The sequence below is a fragment of the Chryseobacterium lactis genome (assembly GCF_003815875.1).
Lineage (GTDB): Bacteria > Bacteroidota > Bacteroidia > Flavobacteriales > Weeksellaceae > Chryseobacterium > Chryseobacterium lactis.
In genome coordinates this window covers 742,616-764,963 of record NZ_CP033924.1, presented here as the reverse complement: position 1 = coordinate 764,963, position 22,348 = coordinate 742,616, and the positions used below count along the sequence as shown (strand labels likewise).

Genomic DNA, 22,348 nt, shown 5'->3' with positions numbered 1-22,348 from the left:
TATTAATCAAAAAATCATGAAAAAATATATCATATCTTTCATAGCACTGGCCACAGTTCTTAGTTCGTGTAACGACTTTGAAGACATTAATAATAATCCTTTCACTGTAGATATTAATAAGGCAGAACCTGAATATTTCCTTAATAATTCTATCCTTGGAGCACAGCAGGATCCTAATATTGCGGAACGTGTTTTTGTTCTGTACTGGAAAACTGCAGCAAGACAACATCTGACCACAGGAATTGCAGGGGGTTCCTATGATGACTCATGGACCGTTGAGTATTGGAAAGGAATTTCGGAATGGCTTAATAATGCTAATGCTGCGATTGAAATTGCTAATCAGAAAAAAGCGATCGGGCAGGGGAAACCCTATTATGACAATTTGATTCAGGTTTCCAGAATTTGGAGAGCTTACCTGATGAGCGAATTCTCAGATAATTTCGGTCCTCAACCTATCCAGGCATTTAAAGGAACAAATCCTCAGTTCAACTCTGAAAAAGATACCTATTACTTTATTTTGGATGAATTGAAAGATGCTGTTGCTAAAATGAATGTCAATCAGGGAGCTCCTGAAAACCCTAATGCTTATGACATGGCCTATGGCTTTAATTGGGGGAATTGGGTGAAATATGCCAATTCTATGAGGATGAGAGTTGCGATGAGAATTGCAGAAGTTGATCCTGCAAAAGCAAAAGCTGAATTCGAAGCTGCAGCTAATTCAAATATGTTGATTACTACAAGTGCTGATAATTTTACCGTAAAAGAAGACACAGGCTGGAATCCTTTATCAGGGGTGATGTCCAGAGAATGGAACTCTCAGATCTTATCAGCGACCCTAAATAATATGTATATAGGTTTGGGAGGAATTAATTCTACAGACCAGTTACCGGCAGGTCAGCATCCAACAGTGAAAGCATCTGATTATATCGGAATCAAATACGATGAACAGTTTACAACAATGACCAATGACCCAAGTGCAGGATATTGGCTGGATGGGCTTCCCAACAAAATAGACCCAAGAGCCTATAAAACATTTTATATTCCCGGAGATCTTACCAATCCAATTTATTCTCTTTATCCTACTTATACCAACCAGGCAACAACAAATTATGGTGATCTGACATTTGCAGACAACTCGAAAGTTACCATCAATACCGTTAATACCTGGAATGCTTACACTATAGGTAACTGGGGAGTTAAAGGTCAGCGAAACGGTCTTAGAAATGTGGTTGGATGTATGCCTGCTCTGGGTAAACAGTACAGAGAAGGTAAGAATTCAAGGATATTCTTTGCCAGCTGGGAGACCTATTTCCTGATGGCTGAAGCAGCATTAAAAGGCTGGGCTGTTCCGATGAGTGATGAAGCTGCTTATAATAAAGGGATACAAGATAGCTTTACCTATAATGGCGTTTCACAATTCTATGGTCAGTATATTGCTTCAACAGATTATAACCGTGATGGGACTTCTGTTTCGTATAGCCATATTACAGAGCCTGGAGGCAGCCATACTATGAAATATAAAGATCCTTCCACAGGAAATCTGGTTTCTGTTGATATCAAATATCCTGTGAATACCATTTATAAAAATGGATCAGTTAAAAATGATAAATTAACGAAAATCATTACACAGAAATATATTGCCAATATGCCTTGGCTTCCTTTAGAATCCTGGAATGATCAAAGAAGACTGGGACTACCATTCTTTGAGAATCCTGCGGTAGAGACTCCATTGGTTAATCTTCCTAATCTGAATTCAGGAAATTATATGACCAATTCTATTCAGAATTTCCCTCAGAGATTGAGGTATCCGAGTACATTCAGAAATACGGATCAGCCGGGATATGATAAGGCTGTTCAGTTACTGGGCGGTGCTGATGCAGTATTAACACCTCTTTGGTGGGCTAAGCATTAAGTGTATAACCTAAAAAATAAATCCTTCTCAACATTTGAGAAGGATTTGTTTTTTATACATATGCGTGGAAATAGAATTTCAGAAACTCACGATTCCTGATTGTGTTTACAAATATTAATTAGCGGCCACTGTGAAAACGACCCGAGTACTATATGAGGCGGCGGGAATGGTAACAGAAACACCGGATAGCTGCAGTTGTAAATTTATATTTGAAAAGTTGACACTATTGCCCAAGCCCAAAAGACCAACAAAAGTTATTGTTACAAATGTGACATCCGTTGCCTGTGGGATGGCTGTGTATGTAGTACCACCATTGATCGTCGCCGTACAGGCAACACAAAGGCCATTAATTGAAGTGGTTCCTCCTGTTCTTTTTGCAGAAAGTACTAAAGAGTTATTCCAGACGGTAATTGCTTGGTGCATGGTGATTTTAGCTCCATTACTGGATAAAAGATTTAAGAAAGATCCGGGTAATGTTCCGGAAATTGTTATGGGACTACTAGGGCTGGTATTATCATAAGTACCTGTATAATTATTGCCAGCTTCAGTAATAGCTGGAATCGTGGGAGCCCAGTTTCCTGATACCGTTACTGTTTGTGCTCCTAAATAGCTACTGCCTAATATAAGAATAATGTACAGATATCTTTTTAGAAGATTCCCTCTGAGAAATTGGTTATTCATTTTCATGCTTCTGTTTTATTCTGTGATAGTATAAACGATGGTCACAGTGGTATTGGTTTGTGCAGATAAATTGGCATAAGTACCGGGAACCAGAGAAATTGTAAGGTGATGTCCGTTATTGGCTCCGTTCCCCGTATAGGCTCCTCCGATGCCGCTGATAATTGTAGTTGGCGTGCTGGTAAGTGTAACCTGTCCAGCCGATGTTCCCAATGTACCTCCACCTGCTCCGGAAGCGGCGGCTGCCTGTAACCTTATATTTACCCCGGCAATAGCGGGACTTGCAGATGCAGTAATCCTTCTGGAAAGCCCCCCGGAAGCAATTGCAGAAGAATAATTGATCCATTTTGCAGTATTGGGTGTGGGGTTTCCAAGCGCATTTCCGGCTTCGGTAGGTGCTGTAAAATTTAGAGCAATACTTCCTGCAGGCTCGATATCCATTAAAGTAACCAATGGTAAGGTAAAAGTAACATTGGCCTGAGAATACAATAAACCGGACAACATAAAAGTTGTTAATAAAAGGGAGCGCTTTAGAATCATTTCTTATTTTTTATTTCATTATATCCTACCTTCAAGGATTCCTGTTGGAACTTAATTTCTATTTGCTGCTTGACTATGTGGATGTTTAATTTTTTTGTTTCTGCAGGTTGTAAAGTAAACTGAAATGTATCGGTTGAAATTTTATACCGTTTATCAAGCCCGTTTCGATACAATTTAACTGTCCAGTCCCCGGGCCTGAGATAAGTAAAATCAAAATCTTCTCCTATAAAGCATATTTTTCGGTACGTCTGATTATTACCTATTGCTTCTACCACGATGCTCTCTTTTTTATTTTTCTTTTTTCTTTCCTGTAGTGCTGCAAAATCTGCTTGATTTTTGTCCTCTGTTTCTATAAATTGAATATAGCCCTGTACAGTCGCTGCTGTAGTTAACCCGAAATTAAAAGTGTTTTCCTTATTGGCAAGAGCAATTGCCGCTGGAAAAGCAACAGTGGGAATATCATTAATCTCAGTCGTTGACCGGTCTATTTCCAGAAAATAATTTCCTGGAATTATATTTTTAAATATAAAATTTCCATCCCTGTCGGTTACAGATAAATAACTGCCCAGCATTAATCTTACCCCTTCCGTTCTTTTGATTCCAAGGTTACTGATATTGCCGGATAGAGAAGTATATTCTGCTGTTTTCTGCACCGGAATATTAGGACGCCAGGTATATCTCAATGAAAATATAAAATCTTTATCTCCTATCTGTCCCCGTTGTAATGAGTATCTGCCCGAAAGGTCAAGTTCATTTCCCGGAAATAGCTGCTGATGAAACAAAAGCTCAAATAAGTTTCTGTCCTTAAAATATTCTTCCGGAATATAATTGTTCTGATAAAAAATACTCAGGCTTGTCTTATCAGAGAAACGACTGAAAACTCTTGCTCCGTAATACAGTTGTTTTTGATTCTGCAATTGATACCTCGAAGTAATGGCATAGCTTCCAAAGATGCTAAACGATGTTCTGAATTTTTCAAATGATACATTAGCCGAATATAAACTTGAATTTCCATTAAATCCCGTCAGGTAATTATCCGTTTTTCCAAACTGTCCTTCCAGATTAACCTGGAATATTCCGATATGCTGATCTACGCTAACTCTGAAAAAACGTTCATAGTAATCAAATTGTTTAGGCTCCAGGCGATCCTGGTATTTTTGAAACCCGTTTGTAAGAATGACGGATCCGCTTGTCATATATTTGTACTGAATTCCGTAATGAAAATATTTTCTGTAGGGAGCGGCCAGAAATAAAGTATCTCTCTGGAAATTCTGGGCATCCTGCATATAGTTGGCCAGAACTGTGATCTTTTTAGATATTCTGTACTGGATATTTCCGCTGAATGTACTTGTATTGGTAAAATATCCTGCAAATTGAGGACTTGCCTTCATGTACATGATATTCCCGTTGAGCCTGTTGAAATTCACTTCAGCCTGAGCCATATAAGCTGTTCCTTCTGTTTTTTCTGTTGTACTGTAAGCGAATTCTCCCGAAAGATTAATATTTCTCGAAATCTTAAACTTTCCTTTTGCATAGGGAAGGTGTGCCTCAGAGTCTAATTTCATACTTCCAAAATTGGCTTCTTCCTTTCTGGGCATCTTATAAAGATATCCCACCGAAATTTCCGATTCTTTTCTGATTTTAAATGCTGAATAAAAATTAAATTCATCCTTAATATCCCTGAAAAAACGGGGATGATTATAAAAACCACCCAGACTTATTTTATTAAAGTCATACCGGACCTCAGCGCCGCGGCCATACCTTGCAAACTCTGTAAGGTAAGAAGATGAATAAGTTTTATCACCAAGATGAATAAAGAGGTTATCTCTTCTATAATTCACAAAATATTCTTCATATTGAGTAAAAGTATTAAGCTCTACAGGATTGTGGGTCACCGCTCTGAACTCAATCTGGTTTTTATTTTCTTTATCCAGAGTTCCCTTACCATAAAGTTCCCCCTGAAAACCATCATGATACTCTCCCATATTCTTCATGCCAACAAAAGACAATGAGGCAGCAATGGGAAGTCTGTGATAGATATCATTATCCTGCGGTTTCACAGAGATAATCTGGACACTGGCATAAACATTTTGGTCTTCCTTAGGGTTTTCGTTAGAGCTTACCGAAAGATTTAGGTTTTGAAACTCATTCTGGCCAAGATCAGGATTCGTTACCTTGTGGATAGATATTATCTTGGATTCATTAGGAGCTAAAGTTATTGAAGCGTCATGATCAACCACAGCATTCTTGCTTTGGAGAATAAGATTTTCTGTAATATTTCCATTATTTTTCAGAAGAAAAGAAGAGCGAATGATTTCTCCGGCTCTTACGTACTCAGGAGAGTCCAGCACAATAATGGACAATTTCCTGTTTCCAATAACAGAAATCTGAGAGGTTTTGGTAATCTGTATTCCTGTATTTTTTTCAGTCCCTTTTAATGTGATGGAATAGGAACCTTGAGCCGCTTCAGCAGCGATACGAAACGGAACAAGATAAGCTGTACTTTGGTGAGCATCCAGCTTAAATTCTCCCTTCGCTAAAATCGGAATGATATACGGACTTGAACTACTGATGGAAATATCATATGTTTTGTTTTCATCGGTAGTATTTTCTAAAGCAAAAGAAATAGAAGTAGACATTCCCGGCATTAAACTATCCTTTTTACTAACCAACTGTTGTTGAGAAAAAGCAAATACCGGAAATAAGAAGAGGATTATATATATAGTCCAGGTTTTAATCATTTTTTACTTCTAGTTCCACATTAAGGGCAAAAGCATTTTCATCCTCATCCGTTGTTATGATTACAGCTTTATAGGGGCCGGGCGGCACCTTGCTGATATCAATATCAAATGATTTGGATGTCTGAGGCAACAAACCCATGGGCAGGCTGGAAAAATTTCCTATTTTTTCACCTGTTTTGCGATTATAGATTTCAATGGAAGCAGTAGGTCTGCAATATAGGTTTCCCTGGTTGGCAATAGCAATCTTTACCAACTGGTTCTGGTCCTGTTTCTCGACTTTCACACCCTCAAACTTAAGATCAGGTTTGGCTTTTTCTGAATCGTAATCGGTAATTACCTGAATGGCATACCGGATAACAGAGGTGATATTTACACCTGCTTTCTTATCGCTTGGCTTTATATCTTCTACAGGTTCCACGATAACCACACTCCAGTAGCTTCCCGGATCTACAGCCTTATCAGGTACTGTAATTTCATAAAGTATCTCCGATTTCTCTTTCCCCTTTAAAGTGACAAGATTCGTATTGAGTTTGATCCAGTCCCCATTAGTCCTGTTATTGGTATGAAGGTTTGTATAACTGGTTGTTCCATTGGCATTATAGGTAAAGTCCTGTAAAAATATTTTCACATTTTGAGGATTGCTACCCGTATTTTCGATGGAAATTTTTCCTTTGTAAACTTTTCCGTTTTCTACTTTATAGGAATGCGTAAGACCATTGAGCACCACAATACCGGCATGTAAAAAGCAAAACTGCAAAATCAGGGAGATCAAAATAAGGACACGCTTCATCATAATCATGTAAAGTTTAATTAAATCAAATGGTAATAAAAACCCGGAAGAAACTGATAAACAATTTCTTCTCGCTCGGTTTTTAAGGTAAATTTCTTCTAGTTATCTGATATGGTGTAGGTAACTGTTGCTACAGTAGTAGCTGTTGCCTGTAAATCAGCATAAGCTGCAACTCCTCCGGGACCACTTCCGGCAGCAAGTGCGTACGTAAGATTATGTCCGTTGTTGGCACCATTTCCTGTGTAAGCACTTCCGATACCTGAAATAATAGTCTGATCAGCTGCACTTAATGTTAAAAGTCCCGCAGATGTTCCTAAAGTACCCCCTCCGGAACCGGTTGCTGCAGCAGCCGTTACGTGAATATCAACTCCGGGAATAATAGCATTCATCTTTACCGTTACATTACGGGTAGGATCTGCAACAGATTTGATGGAAGAGTAGTTCAACCAAAGTGTAGTATTGGCAGCACTTGCTACCACCGGGTTTCCTGCTTCAGTTGGAGCTGTAAATCCAAGGGTTATATTTTTTGTAGCGGCAGGCTCAATATCTACCAGTGCAACTTCCGGGATGGAAATCGTGATTGTGTGGTTATCAGTATTCGTATCTTGTGCGCTTAGATTTCCGGATACTGCAACTGCAAATAATGACAATGCAATCGTTAAGTTTAATTTTTTCATGATGCTGAAGATTAGTTAAGTGAATATAACAAAATTCGATATACTATGAAAAAAATATCATATATTTTTTATATTGTTAAAAATATACACTTTATATTTGAATATGATTGATAAATAATAAAGCGAATTTTCCTTTCTATAAAAGAAAATCCTGTACAATTTGTACAGGATCAGTTTGTGAGTTATTTAATTTGTTCTAAGCCCAGTGAGGATCCGAAACAGAGATTTTTCCGGTTTCTATTCTTCCGGCAAAATGCCAGATATGGCTTTCATACGTTATTTTTAAATCATACCAGCCCTTATTTTTGCTGAGATCAACAGCTATTTTTTCTTCCTGTTTAGGTAGAGAAACTGTTTTTTTTGTTTTTTCATACAGGTTTTCTATGCTGATAGAGATCTTGCTGTTTTTGCTGTTGTTGAAAATTAATTCAACCTGATTTTTAGAGGCATTATTGATTAGTACAACTTCCAATTCCGGGCTTGCAGTTCCTGCAAATTTTCTGAAAAAACCGTTCGGCCCAAAAACTTCATAATCGTATGCTCCGGCATCTACAACATGTGACAGGTCCTGCTTTGCATATAAGGCATAAGAGAAATGATAACGGCCATTATTAAACTTCGTTCTGTCATAAACCAACAACGGAACGCCATTATCTTTTAAATTCGTCATTCTGATCTTTCCTTCCAGCATATTGACATGGAAATCATAAGGAAGCGGATTGGACGGTTTTATCCCCCTTTCCTGAATATCCAGAAGTTGATTATTCAGTTCATTTTCTGTGTACCATTTCAGATTGGGTACCGGTTTATTTTTAGCTGCATTAATGGTTTTAGCAAAATCTTTTTGATTTAAATAATCCATCTTTGGAGCTTTTACATTCGGAGAATTAAAGGCAGAGGTGAGGTCTCCGCAAATCGCTCTTCTCCAATCGCTGATATTATCTACATGAACATTTTTGTTGAATTTTTTCGTGATAAATTTCTCAAGAAACTGCAATACTGAAGTATGATCCGACACTTCCGAATTCACAAAACCTCCTTTCGTCCATGGTGAGGCTATGATCATGGGAACTCTGTAGCCCAGGCCGACTGTTCCTTCAATTTTTTCATAATCTTTTAATGACGGATCAGACATATATTGCTGAGATTGATCAACATATTCTACACCCTCTTTTCCGTTCAGATCTACAGGCTGGCTAGGATTCATCGGGGGAGCAAAAGGAAGTACGTGATCAAAATAGCCATCATTTTCATCATAATTAATAATAAAGATGGTTTTTTTCCACATTTCAGGATCTTTGGTCAGAATATTCAATACCTCTGAAATATACCATGCCCCATACCATGGAGATCCGGGATGATCCGAAAAATGTTCCGGCGCTACCAGCCAGGATACCAATGGAAGCTTCTTTTCTTCCACATCTTTTCTGAACTGGAATAAGACATCGCTTTTAGGAACTACCAGTCGTTCTCCGTTTTCATCTTTACCGATTTCAAGATTCCAATAATCAGGATCATTGGAGTTGGTCGTAAAAGCTTTTTCGTGAAGGCTTTTCTCTTCCTGAGAAAGTTTTGAATAATTATCCGGGTGATATTTTACCTGATCTTCCTTTAACTCGGAAATCATGGCTTCCAATCTTTCTTTTCGATCCGGATTTTTTGTGATTTCCTGTTTCAGATAGGCAATGATATTCGGGATATTCTGATAGTATCCTTTTGAAAACTTGACATTATACTTTGAGAACCATTCAATCGGGTTATCGGTAAAATTGCTCAACCAGGCTTCCTGCTCTCCGGACATTCCTTTCGGAAGACTGATTTCATTTTGATAAATACGCCACGAAACCTGCTGTTCTTCTAAAATTTCCGGGAAACTTTTCCATTTTGCCTGTCGGGCTTTATCATAATCAATATTGTCATTGTAGACATTGGCTTTTACCTTTCCGTTTTGCTGTTCCCTTAATGTTCCAGTCCAATGAAATAACCTGTTGGGAGTTGTTCCTGTCAGTGAAGAACAAAAATATTGATCAAATATGGTAAAAGCATCTGCCAGCTGATAATAAAAAGGAAGGTCTTCACGGTCATAATAGCCCAAAGTCAAAGGAATGTCTTTATAATCTTTATTTCCGGAAGCCTTTGCCTGAAGCCATTGGTCATATTTACCTTTATTTAAGGCTTTCTGCTGATTGTCCCATGAGTGGGGAAGTGAGCTCATCCAGGTTGCTTTGGTATTTCTGAGATCCAATCGGGCCGGAGAAGCGTATTTTCCGTTATTCCCTTTTTGGAAGAAAACGGAGTGGTTGTCCTGTTTTACAAATGCTCTTTTGTCTAAAAAGCCACGAACCCCTTTAAGAGTACCGAAAGCATGATCAAATGAACGGTTTTCCTGCATCAGAATAACCACATGTTCTGCATCATAAAAAGTCGATAACGCAGCCGGTTCAATAGCTAAAGCCTTTAAAATAGAAGGATGAAGAACACTTGAAGTTCCTAATCCTGCTAATAAAAGACTTGATTTTTCTAAAAATTCTCTTCTGTTCATGTTCAATCGTAATAAGAAAGAAACCGCAAGTTAATAGGATTTTCCTGCGATTTCTTTGTTTTTAAATAAAAATAATCAGTTTTTTATTGCAACCACCAAGGTTTGGAGTTAATATTATCATTTCCTCCGTATTGAGTGGCAAGTGCTGCTTTCAGGTTGTTGCTGTTATAATTATATTCCGATTGTGGATATCTGAATCTGAATGGAGCAGGAACCCCCGCTTTCAACGGATAATTAGGATATCCTGTTCTTAAATAATCATAATAAGAAGTCCATTGTGACTGGTGGAACATGGTCATGTATTTTTGGGTCATAATTTTCTCCAGTTGTGTTTGCAAAGGAGCTGAATTATCATAAACCACCAAAGGAGTTGCCAGGTACTGATTTACGTCAAAGCCTGTGAAATATTGTCCCGGATTTTTTACATAAGTCTGATAAAAAGTAAAACTACCTTTGATTCCGTTATCGTAATGCGTTTTTGCAGAACCTGAAATCCAGCCTCTGGCAGTAGCTTCTGCTAAAATAAACTCTAATTCCGGGTAACTTAAAACAGAAGAAGGCTCGTTGGTCGGATCTTTATAGAAACGATCGTTAACTTTAGAAATATTTTTTGCCTTAATCAAATCAGCATTATCAGAATATGGAGATGTAGGATTTCCTCCGTTGTATGCTGTGAAATCCGTAATCGCTTTTCCGGCTTCCTTTGCTCCCGTAGTCTGGGATGCAAAAGTAAATAACCTTGGATCATGTCTGTCTTTGAATAGATTGATAAAATAATCCGCCATATATAAGCTGGATCCGTATCCACTATTATTGAACATCGTATATCTGCTGTCTGCTGCATCTACGAATTTAAGTTCACCGTTGTCTGTAATGGAGGTCATTATCGGCTGGCTTCCTGCAATAGAAGCAAATTCCGTTGCAATGGTATAACTTCCTACTGTAGTTTTTTTAGAAAGTGTAATTAAGATTTTCAAACGGAAAGAGTTGATCAGCTTTTTCCATTTTGAGGCATCTCCATTGAAGATAATATCACCCTCAATTGTATCAGTGGTATTAATAAGATCATTGGCCTCTTTTAATTCTGATAAAATTCCGGCCATAATAGCGTCCTGACTGTCATACTTAGCCTGCGTAATTCCGGATTCGCCTTTCACAGCTTCGGAATAAGGAGCGCTTCCTACTTTTAAACTGATATTAAAGAAGTGATACGCTCTGAAAAATTTTCCGATGGCTAGATAGTTTTTATTCTTTCTTTTTTCAGCTTCCTGCATCATTTTTACAGTATTCAAAAGTCCTTTTGTGTAGACTTCAAAGGAAGCATCATTCCATTTCATATATTGGTATGTATTTTCACCATCCGTACCAATCATCATCCTTGAAGCATACATATTGTCGCCATTCACCTGAAAGGCATCTTTTGCAACAAAGGTCAGAAGATATTTAGGATCGATACTTGCCTGATCATTTGGGTTTTCATTGATTGTATCAAGGCTGGATTCACATGAAGTCATTGCTAGTATTCCTGCAGAGAACACTGCTGTTAGCAATCTTTTTGTTTTTTTACTTCCTGATCCTTTCATATTGAATATGTTATTTTTCATTGTAATGTCGACTTTAAATTAAAACTTAAGATTAAATCCGATTCCGAACCATCTGCTTGAAGGATCCTGAATGTCATTGGTAACATCACCCGTTCTTCCGGATCTAATCTGGAAATCAGGATCAGAATAAAGGTTCTTGGATTTTTTCCACATTGCCAGATTATAGGCAGAAATATTAGCTGTGAAGCTTTTGACTATTCCTTTAGGATTAAGAAGGTAAGAGAAATCATATTCCAATACTACAGATCTTAACTTGACGAAAGTTCTGTCAAAAACATTCGCAAATTCTTCGCTCTCGCTTTCTGTTACTCTGGCCTGGTAAGGATAGTTCTGTGCCCAATCCTGGAAGCTTATGGCTTTGGTATGCGGTGTGTAAAGACCGGTTGCCGGATTATAGTTTACACCGTCCGGTACGAAATAATAAGTTCCCGGGTTAGCATATTCAAGATCTCTGTAGGCTACAGAATTCGGATGCTTTCCTCCCCACCACATTTTTTCCACTACCTGAGATCTCATGACACCACCGATGCTTCCGTCGATTCCGATATTTAAAGTGAATTTTTTATACTTGAACGAGTTGTTGATTCCAAAAGTCCAGTCCGGGTTAAAGTGGCCTAAGTTGGTTTGATTATTTGCTCTTGTCGGCATTCCTGATTTGGCGTCCAGAATTACTTTTCCGTCCGGAGATTTTTGCCATTGGTAATCATAGTAGCTGTCCATTCTTTCACCCAACTTGATGTTGTTATAGTTTGGCATATTATCATAAATGGAAGTCAGTTTTTGTTCATAGGTGCTCCAGTTGATTAACGCTTTCCATGTAAAATCAGAAGTTTTTACCGGAACCAAACCAAGGGAAAGTTCAAATCCTTTTGTAGTATACTCATTACCGTTTACGTACTGAGAAGTGAATCCCGATGATTCAGCGCTTGGAAACTGCAGAATATTATTATAATCTAATGTTCTGAAGTACGTGGCATCAAAAGTAATTCTGTTGTTTAAGAATCCTGCGCTTAAGCCTAATTCGTAAGACTTTGTTTGCTCAGGTTTTAAAGAATTTTCTATGTTAAGTGTGGTAGGATAATAATAGGTTGGATTACCATTGAAAGTAATTCCTTTATTGTTTAAATAATAATTTCTGGTCGAATAAGGCTGGAAATCATAAGCCACCTTTGCCCATGAAGCAGAAACTTTTAACATATTAACAGCTTCCGGCATTTTTACCAGATTGGAAATCACAGCACTGATGGATGCTGAGGGATAGAAGTAAGATCTGTTTGCTTTTGGTAGGGTAGAAGACCAGTCGTTACGTCCTGAAATATTGATGAAAAAAGCATTATACAATCCGATGTCAATGGTTGAGTAGGCACTGTAAATTAATTTTTCCTTTAAATAGGTGTAATTTTTAAGAGCCCCAATTGAGTTCTCGAAAGAGTACACTTCAGGAACTTTTAATCCATCGGTAGATCTTTCATCCTTATTGTTTTTATAATAAAAAGTGGAAGCTCCGGCATTGATGGTAAAATCAAAATTTTCTGATATTTTTTTCTTGTAAGTAGCCAATACATCATAGTTGAGGTTCCAGGTTTTTTCATCTTTCACAATATACCCTCCGCTTCTTGGCGCACTGTAATTGAAATAAGAATAAGGACTTAATATTTCTGTTTTGCTATGATTTTCAACGATTGATATTTTTCCTTTTACCGAAAAATCCTTTGTTGCTTTATATTCTAAACCGGTTTGGGCATTGATAATGTCGGTTCTGTTCTGATTTTTATAATATTCTGCTCCGAACCAAGGGTTGTTGTACCACGCATAATTCCAGTTGGCTTGTTGTCTTCCTTCCTGTCCAGGAATCCACATATGATTTTTCAAAGCCTTTCCGTCCACATCACCTCCCATCCAAATCAGGATGGTATACATGTGACCGCTGGGGTTGTAATCGTAGTTGGGAATATTAGGAGTAAATGCCTGATTAAAATTGAATTTGGTATCAAAAACGAATTTATCTCCAAAATGATTTTCAGAAGAGAAATTCACTCCATATTTCTGTAAATAAGAATTAGGAACCCTGTCATCGTAGTTCATGAAATTCCCCGATAATCTGTAGATATCTTTATCGTTTCTATAGCTGATCGCAAAATTGTTGTTATTGATGACTGCAGGCTTTAAGAAAGTACTTAAGTTATCATGGTATTTCCAGTCAATAGGAACCCTTTCATATCTGGACTTATCATTATACTGAGATCCAGATACAGCACCATACCATGGAATAACCTGTCCGGTTACCTTATCTCTTATCGGGCTGTTCCATTGGGCGATTTGTAAGCCCGGAACAAATTTTGGACCCCAGATCATATCTCCGTCATTTACTCCACCATCAGCTCCGTCCCAGAATTCATACTTTCCATGAGAACCGTTTCCGTATTCGGTTTGTGTTTTCGGAAGATTGGTAAAGCCTCCTGTAATCATTGTGTTTTGGGAGAATTCTACTGAGAAACCTTTCTTTTTAGCACTTTTTGTGGTGATCAGAATTGCTCCGTATCTTCCTCTTGAACCGTATAGTGCAGAAGCTGTAGCTCCTTTTAAGACGTTGATATTTTCAATATTGTTTGGATCAAGATTTTGGAAAACTTCTTTTTCTACAATAACCCCGTCAATTACAAAAACCAAATTCGAGTTTCCTCTTAAGGTAAATTGTGGAGCCTGCTGCATTCCCGTTGGATTAGAAACACTAAGGCCAGACACCTGCCCGGAGAAAAGGTTTCCGATGCTTGGGGTGGTAATGGTTTCAAATTGTTTGGTTCCTACTTCCTGTGTAGAATATCCGATTTTCTCCTTCTTTTTAGCAATCCCTAAAGCGGTAATCACAACGCCTTCAATCTGCTTTTCATTCGTTTTCTTTAAGACAACAGAATACTGCCTTTTTGAAGAAACCTCCACAGTGTAAACAGAAAATTCAGGTGAAAGAAATTCAAGAATGTCTCTTGGGTTGGCCGAAATAGTGAAATTTCCATTTTCATCTGTGGTTGCTGTCTTACCTGTGTTTTTGTCGGTGATATTTACACCGGATACACTCGAGCCGTTTTCTGACTTTACATTTCCGGAAATATTAATTTCCTGAGCGGTAAAATAAAGGGGTAGCAAAAAAACGGCAAAAGTAGCTAAAGTTCTCTTCATTTTTTTGAAGGCAAATTTAGCGGGACATTGTTACCTAAATTTTAAGGACATATTAAAATAAAAATACGATTTAAATATTTTTTAACAGAATTAATTAACAAAATGGTAAAGTGGAAAATGTCTTTTGTATAGGTGTTTTTGCTTTATTATAATGAGTTGGGGCGGAAGTTTTTGAGATTTTTAAAACAGCTGAAACGCATTCTATTAACTGTTTAATGATAGGTAATTATTAAAAACGGTAACTTCATGCTTCCCGCTTCTTTTCTCTTTAAAACCTACTCAGGATTCCCCAGTGGATTTTTATATCATTGAATTTAAATGGATTTCCGAATTCATTACCGTTTGAGAGCTGAAAACTCATCAGCCCAATGGGAATAAAAAAGTTGAAACCGAGCCCGACACTGTAGAGTTTAGGTTTAACATTTAAAGATTTATTATTGAGCTGTCCGTATTGCCCGAAGAGGTCAAAAAAGGCCTGATTGCCGATGAGGTACCGGTATTCCAAACTTCCGTAATAATAGAAATCGGCGGCAAGAGAATTTTCATTAAAGCCCCGCATAGAATTCCATCCTCCGAAACGGTATAATTCGTTGGCAGAAAATTCCATTTTAGAATCCATCATGGCTCCTTCACCCTTTATATTGAGAAAATGGTTCCCTGAAATGTGGTAGTTGTGTTCTCCAAAGAAATAAAACTGGTTCTGCGTGGATTTGATATTTCCTTTGGTGTAAGTTGTTGTCAGAAAATCATAACCGACATTAATTTTTGTTTTATACAGGAACAGGTCAATGTCTGTAGGTTCGGTCATTTGATACCAGACTCCAATCCCTCTTTTGTTGTAATCTTTTCCTGCAGCATATAATGAATCAATAATAGTTGAGGTTTCTAAAGTAGCTCTGAACCCTATCTTGTTTCGGTTATTGAGATGGTAATAAAAAGCCGGAAGGAATTTTACGTTGGCAAAAGTAGAGTCCTGTCTGTAAATATTCACTTTTGCATTCATCCCTACATTTGATTTAAAAAGATAGGGGATATCTACCTGGAGGTCAAAAGTCTGCCCTCTATCCGGGTTTCTCTGCCAGTATAAACTGATGGCTTCAAAACCATTGAACATATTTCTGAAATTGACATTCATGGTACCGTTTAAGGTAAATTTATCCTTTTTATCATTTCCAAAACCTATCACTCCATCAAAAGTATTGGTTTTTTTCTTTTCTAAAAACAGATAAATATTGGTAGAATCCTTAGTAAACAATGTCTGTGGCTGACGCTCTAACGTTAAGAAGGGGTGACTTTGGAAGTTTTTATTAATGGCCAGAAGATTCTGGTCATCATAGTTTTTACCTTTGAATTCCTTCTCCAGGTTTTTGATAAATCTTTTAGGAACTTTTTCGTATCCCTTTACCACAAATCCGTCGATCGTTCTTTTATCATTCTTATTAATGTCAAGCTCTACGATGGGAAACCCGTTTTTCTGACCTTTATATTTCGATTTAATTCTGCTGAAAGAATACCCGTCATCAATATAGCTTTTGTTAATGCTTTTCTTGGTTGAATCTAAATTTTTGGTAAAAAATCCTTTCTGAACTTTTAACTTTTGAACAATAGAATCAGAAAGATCTACATAAGTTTGATTGAAGTTTTTTCCTTTATCATAAAAGATTTCCGTACTGTCACCTTTTATCTTTACCTCTTTCAATTGAGTAAAGAAATAATTACTCTGTGCCAAAGAGTCCAGAAACTTGACAGCAGAAACAGAATCTTTTACTTTTCTCTTGACTTTGGTTTCAGTATCAATCAGCCAATACTGTTTTTTCTGCGCTTGTACAAAAACGCAGAAGAAAACAAAAAATATTTTCAGAAATAACTTCAATGCTAAATTTATTTAAATCATTAAGAATTAAGTTGCATTCCGATTAATCATTTTGAGCTTAAAAGTGAAGCCATTCTCAGTCGTTCTTCACTCCTTAATATCCCTTAATGGTTTAAATACAGTTAATAATTTTTCTAAATAACTGAAACTAGTCCAGTTTATTATATTTTTTCATTAAATTCTCATAAACTCCCTGAGGAAGAATCCATTTCAAAGGAACTCCGATTTTCTGTCCGAATTTACCAAAATAATAATGAGCGTTCCATTTATTCTTTGATAAAAGCTTTTCAATATAAGCCGCCACTTCTATAGGATCATTTCCATCGTCCACATGAGAGTTCATCAGGCCATACACTTTATTGAAAATGTTTTTATACGGTTCAGAAACCTGAGCAATGACCCTGTTTTCGGCGATATTGGTTTTAATATCTCCCAGGTGAAGAGAGCATACATCGATATTCCATGGGTATACTTCATACCTCATCGCTTCAGTTACTTTGTCTAATGCCGATTTTGAAGCGGAATAAAATCCACGAAAAGGTAATCCCATTTCACTTCCTATACTGGAAATATTGATGATTTTTCCAAATTTGTGATCACGCATTATAGGCAGAACGGCACTCATCATCTGAACAGGTCCTGCTAAATTCAGGCTGAAAAGTTTTAAAATATCATCTTTAGTAGAATCCTCTACAGCACCTACCATTCCCATCCCGGCATTGTTGATCAGAACATCAATTCTGGATTCTGTCTGCAAGACTTCTTTGATTGCGTTTTGTACAGCGGTATTGTCGGTCACATCCGTTGGGATAGATTTGAAATACTGACTTTCCGTATGCTTTCTGCTCAATCCGTATACTTTGTGTCCTTTTTTACCAAAATATTCGGCCAGTACAAATCCGATTCCTGATGAGGTTCCTGTGATGATAATGGTCATGTAATCTGTATGATTTTAATTTCAGCAAATGTAAAAAAAGAAAAATGAACTCTGTTATTTATTATATCTGAAAAATGATTCAATCAGATACTGATTTAATTTGTGATCCCTGATGTGTTGATTCATTGTAAACTTAAAACAAACTTAATACGAAGTAAAATGGGTCTTAAAAATGGAATGATTACATTATTTGCGTATCATGTTGAAATACAGTGTGTTATTTTTGTTTTGTGGTAAGGCTTGTTCGAATAAAGCTAAAATTTCTTAATAAAAACATAAGAAACTCTTAATGAGCTGGGGAAGGAAGCTGATCTAATTTTGCATCTAATTTAAAAAGGATGTCATGAATGTATTTAAAATCCCCGTCTCTGTAACGTATCTAACAGGCCGGGTATTACTTATTGGTGCAATATCAGCTTCGCCGATGTTCCTCGCTCAAAAAAAAGACAGTATAAAAGAAAAATCCATTGACGAGGTTGTCGTTGTTGGATATGGGACACAGAAAAAAAGCAAGGTGTCTGGTGCTGTTTCAGAGGCTTCATTGGATAAGGTGAGTTCCAGATCTTTGTCCGGAATAGGAGAAGTACTTCAAGGGAAAGCTCCGGGAGTAACGGTTGTGAATGAAGGAGGAGATCCTAACGGTTCACCCAAAGTTAATATCCGTGGTTTGGGAGGAGTTAACGGGGAAACGCCGCTATATGTTATAGACGGTGTTGTTTTTAACGGAGGTTCATCCAATAATCCATACGGTAGAGGAGCTGCACTTTTTAAAGAAACCCCAAATATTAACCCAAATGATATTGAAGATATTTCCATCCTTAAAGACGCTTCAGCAGCAATTTATGGAGCAAGGTCCTCAGGTGGAGTTATCCTTATTACCACAAAAAGAGGTAAAAAGGGAAAGCTGACAGTAGATTTTGATGTTAAATACGGTATCAATCAGGCATGGAAATTAAAAGAATCTTTAAATGCTGCTGAATTTCAGGATGTAATGCGTCAGGCCTATGACAATGCAGGAAAACTGAGCAGTCTTCCATTGGCTTTTAATGCTGATAAATATTCTGACGGGAGAATTACCAGAACCAACTGGATGAAAGAGATTTTCCGTACGGGAACCATTCAGGAATACAATGTAAATTTGAGTGGAGGAAGTGAAAAATCCAGATTCTTTGTAGGAATGAACCACAGGAATCTTGAAGGAATTCTGTTAAATACTCAGGCAAAACGATATAATTTCAGAGTAAATTCTGAACACAAGGTGAAAGACTGGTTGACGATCGGGGAGAATATGTACTATAATTACTCTGACGGAAATACAGCAGATACAAAAAATGGATATACAGGAGCGCTGGTCGCTGCCATGTATTATCCGCCGAACGTTTCAGTGTATACCCCAACTGGAGCTTATTCAGGATTGCCGATTGATGTGGCGGGAGGCTATGGAGATATGATCAACCCTGTTGCTTATCTTAAAAGGATTAGTATTCAAAATCCAACCCATGAGATTTTGATCAATCCGTATATCGAAGTTGCATTGGCTAAAGATTTGAAATTCCGTTCCAATTTTTCTCAAACCTTTAAAATCGGAAATATCAAGGAATTTACCTCCAGAGTGTTAGAAGTTGGAAAAATATTCGATACCAATAGTTTAGAATATCAGTCTAATACAGTAGCAACTTCTCTAGCTGAGCAGCTCCTTACCTACAAATTTACGCTTGGCAAACATAATTTTGATGCTCTTGCAGGGTTTACTTTTCAGAAAACAACTGAAGACGGGTTCAGGGCAAAAGCTTTTGATTTCAGAAGCGAAGCAGAAGCCTTCAGGTATCTTCAGAATGCGGCAGACACGAATAAAGAAGTATTTAGCTACAAATATAAACAGGCTCTGACATCATATCTGGCAAGGTTCAACTATGACTATGCGGGAAAATATATCATTAGTTTACTAGGAAGAAGAGACGGAACCTCTATGGTGTCTAAGCAAAATCAGTTTGCAAATTATTATTCCGTTTCGGGAGCGTGGGTGGCTTCCAAGGAAAATTTTTTAAACGAAATTTCCTGGCTTTCCAATCTGAAATTAAGAGGGAGTTACGGGATTTTAGGAAACCTTGGAGGGGTCTCTTATCAGGCAGTAAATCCATTAATGACACGTGATAACAATATTATCTTCGGACAAGATCCGACACAGAATATTGCTTATTATGCTACGACAAAAGCTAATCAGAATCTAAAATGGGGTAAATCCGAACAAACCAATTTCGGTGTTGATGCTTCTTTCTTCCGTAACAGCCTTTCTTTACAATTTGATTATTTTGTTAAAAACTCAACAGATCAGATCTTCAATGTCAACCTTTCGAGTACCGAAATGTATAATGATCGATATGTTAATGCAGGGTTGTTTCAGGATAAAGGATTTGAACTAGGGATCAATTATAACAGTAAAAGCAAAGGTGACTTTACCTATTCAATCGGGGCGAGCATTAGTCAACTAAAAAATACGGTTAAGCAATTGGCTGGTGTGGATGAGATCTTTGTTAACAGTAATAATGTGAGAGGAGTATTGAAACCAACCCGTATAAAAGTAGGTGAATCTCTATATTCATATTATGGATATAGAACTGATGGAATTTTCCAGACTCAGGCCGATATTGATAATTATAAAGATGCAAATGGTAATCTCATTCAGCCTAACGCTAAACCGGGAGATATTAAATTCCTGAAGAAAGACGGAAATACCGGAACACTGAATAACAATGACTTTGTAAATCTCGGAAACCCTTACCCTAAATTTTCTTACGGATTATCCTACAATATGGCATGGAAGAACTTTGATCTTAACTTATTCTTCCAGGGAGTATATGGAAACAAAATCTTCAACGGATTGAAATTTATTTCATTAAATCCAGGTGGAACCGGGCAGAATTATAACATGGACAGAGATATCCTGAATGCCTGGACGCCCCAGAATGCCAACACCAATATTCCTAGGGTAGTACAAGGTGATCCAAGCGGTAACTATTCCAAAGTATCGGATTTTTATGTAGAAGACGGTTCTTATCTGAGACTTAAAAACCTTACAGTAGGATATTCTTTACCAAAAGAACTTTATAATAAGCTTAATGTGAGTAAAATCAGAGTGTATGTAACCACCAATAACCTGTTTACCATTACCAAATATACAGGTTTTGATCCTGAAGTAGGAATGGAAACTTATGGGGTGGATACCGGAAGATATCCTCAAGCCCGTTCATTTATTTTCGGACTTGAAGTCGGGTTTTAATCTAAAATAAATTTAAAAGTAAAAAGATGAAAATTTTCAATACAATCATTTTAATAACAGGGCTGTCGGCATCATTGCTGTCATGTACCAATGAGCTTGATATACAACCGGAAGGAACTCCAACGGAAGCCAGTTTCTGGAAAACTGAGAATGACCTGATTACAGGAGCTAATGCTATGTATAAGCCCCTTTCCGACAGTGAATTTTATGGGAGAGGTTTTTTCTGGTTCATCAATGCCAGTGACGATATGGTAACAGGAAGATCAAAAAGTGAAGCGGATAACGTGAAGAATTTTAGCAGCAATTATATCGCTGCAGGAGATCTGGAAACGCAATGGAACAAAAGATATACAGTGATTGGGGTGGCAAACCGTGTTATTCGTAATGTTGATAATATCCAGGCAGCACAGGCAACCAAAAACAAGTATTTGGGCGAGGCATTATTTATGAGCAGCAGAATGTACTTTGAATTGGCATATAGCTATGGAAATGAAAAAGCGGGCATCCCTATCGTAGACCGTACCAAAGAACCGGAGGGACCGACTCCGAGAGCAGCCAATGTGATGGAAAACTACAACTACATCGTTAATGATCTGAAAAAAGCGGCAGAATTATTACCAAGTCAGGCAGAACTTCCTGCGAAAGATTATGGAAGACCTCATAAAGCTGCAGCTTGGGCGCTTTTGGCGAAAGTATATCTGTTTATGAAAGACTGGCAGAACGCTTCGTATTGGGCGAATGAAGTAATGACGAAAGGGAACAGAAACCTGTTGAATAATTACACAGATGTTTTTAAAGCTGAAAATAACTACAGTTCAGAGTACATATGGTCAGTTCCGAGTACTCCTAAGTTTAATTCGGTAGGTAGCATCCTTCCCGGAGTTATGCTTGAAAATAAAGGTTGGGGCGAATACAACGGATGGGGTTACTTCCAGCCTACGAAGGAATTATATGATGAATATGAAACGGGAGACCTTAGAAGAAATGCTACCATTCTTAAGTTAGGCGATAAGTTTACGTTTAACGGAACAGAAAGAACATATGCTTCTTCCAACTCATTGACGGGGTACCAGTTCAATAAATATATGGATGCTTTCAAATATCCTTTAAGCAGTGGCCACGTGAGTGCCAACGGAGATTATCCGTGTACGGATCTTGCCATCCCGATAATGCGTTATTCTGAAGTGATTCTTATTAAAGCAGAAGCTTTGCTGATGTCAGGAGGAAATGCAGATCAGGAAATCAATATGATCAGAAAACGTGCAGGACTGGCTCCTAAAAACGGATGTACAATGGCAGACCTGAAGCATGAAAGACGTTGTGAGCTGGCAGGTGAGTGGTCAGATCGTCACAGAGATCTTGTTCGTTGGGGAGATGCTCAGGCCAATTATGCCAAGCCTTTACATGGTATCAATGGGCAGGTAGTTTGGGCTGCAAGAAATTTTAACCCTTCTGTACACAATGTCTGGGCTGTGCCACAAGCAGAGATTGTAAACAGCTATGGAATTATTAAACAAAATGAAGGTTGGTAAAAAGTTAACCTAATATATTATCCTCTATATCATTGCAGAACTTCTGTGATGATATAGTTTTTTTC

General features: G+C 37.6%; 13 protein-coding genes. 3 read left to right on the top strand and 10 right to left on the bottom strand.

Annotated features, from left to right (window positions below; genetic code table 11):
• Nucleotides 1–16 precede the first annotated feature (16 nt).
• Nucleotides 17–1,912, top strand: a complete 1,896-nt coding sequence (locus tag EG342_RS03250; protein WP_103291728.1) for a SusD/RagB family nutrient-binding outer membrane lipoprotein — start codon at nt 17–19, stop codon at nt 1,910–1,912.
• Between the two features lie 114 nt (nt 1,913–2,026).
• Here the strand turns inward: EG342_RS03250 and EG342_RS03245 are convergent, their stop codons facing one another.
• The 10 genes from EG342_RS03245 to EG342_RS03200 form a co-directional block, all read right to left on the bottom strand.
• On the bottom strand, nt 2,027–2,599 hold the full coding sequence (locus EG342_RS03245; protein ID WP_103291729.1) for a hypothetical protein: 573 nt from the start codon (nt 2,597–2,599) through the stop codon (nt 2,027–2,029).
• Between the two features lie 9 nt (nt 2,600–2,608).
• Nucleotides 2,609–3,130, bottom strand: a complete 522-nt coding sequence (locus tag EG342_RS03240) for a hypothetical protein (protein WP_103291730.1) — start codon at nt 3,128–3,130, stop codon at nt 2,609–2,611.
• Complete coding sequence (locus EG342_RS03235) at nt 3,127–5,871, bottom strand: COG1470 family protein (protein ID WP_103291731.1); 2,745 nt, start codon at nt 5,869–5,871, stop codon at nt 3,127–3,129. Before EG342_RS03235 ends, EG342_RS03240 begins: the two co-directional genes overlap by 4 nt.
• Nucleotides 5,864–6,664 (bottom strand): WxL protein host-binding domain-containing protein, encoded by an 801-nt coding sequence (locus EG342_RS03230; protein ID WP_103292150.1) that lies wholly within the window; start codon nt 6,662–6,664, stop codon nt 5,864–5,866. The genes EG342_RS03235 and EG342_RS03230 overlap by 8 nt, the downstream gene beginning before the upstream one ends.
• Before the next feature lie 95 nt (nt 6,665–6,759).
• On the bottom strand, nt 6,760–7,338 hold the full coding sequence (locus EG342_RS03225) for a hypothetical protein (protein WP_103291732.1): 579 nt from the start codon (nt 7,336–7,338) through the stop codon (nt 6,760–6,762).
• 196 nt (nt 7,339–7,534) lie between these two features.
• Nucleotides 7,535–9,880: a phosphocholine-specific phospholipase C gene (locus tag EG342_RS03220; protein ID WP_103291733.1), complete on the bottom strand. Its 2,346-nt coding sequence runs from the start codon at nt 9,878–9,880 to the stop codon at nt 7,535–7,537.
• Nucleotides 9,881–9,963: 83 nt separating this feature from the next.
• A complete protein-coding gene (locus EG342_RS03215) occupies nt 9,964–11,484 on the bottom strand; it encodes a SusD/RagB family nutrient-binding outer membrane lipoprotein (protein WP_103291734.1) in 1,521 nt (506 codons plus the stop codon).
• Between the two features lie 18 nt (nt 11,485–11,502).
• On the bottom strand, nt 11,503–14,661 hold the full coding sequence (locus EG342_RS03210) for a SusC/RagA family TonB-linked outer membrane protein (RefSeq protein WP_103291735.1): 3,159 nt from the start codon (nt 14,659–14,661) through the stop codon (nt 11,503–11,505).
• A 268-nt stretch (nt 14,662–14,929) separates the two neighbouring features.
• Nucleotides 14,930–16,534, bottom strand: a complete 1,605-nt coding sequence (locus EG342_RS03205) for an autotransporter assembly complex protein TamA (RefSeq protein WP_103291736.1) — start codon at nt 16,532–16,534, stop codon at nt 14,930–14,932.
• 148 nt (nt 16,535–16,682) lie between these two features.
• A complete protein-coding gene (locus EG342_RS03200; RefSeq protein ID WP_103291737.1) occupies nt 16,683–17,471 on the bottom strand; it encodes an SDR family oxidoreductase in 789 nt (262 codons plus the stop codon).
• Between the two features lie 343 nt (nt 17,472–17,814).
• On the opposite strand from EG342_RS03200, the gene EG342_RS03195 reads away from it, so the two are divergent.
• Nucleotides 17,815–20,751 carry a SusC/RagA family TonB-linked outer membrane protein gene (locus tag EG342_RS03195; RefSeq protein WP_103291738.1) on the top strand — a complete coding sequence of 979 codons (2,937 nt, stop codon included), beginning with the start codon at nt 17,815–17,817 and terminating at the stop codon, nt 20,749–20,751.
• 26 nt (nt 20,752–20,777) lie between these two features.
• Complete coding sequence (locus EG342_RS03190; protein WP_103291739.1) at nt 20,778–22,283, top strand: RagB/SusD family nutrient uptake outer membrane protein; 1,506 nt, start codon at nt 20,778–20,780, stop codon at nt 22,281–22,283.
• The last annotated feature ends 65 nt before the right edge of the window (nt 22,284–22,348 follow it).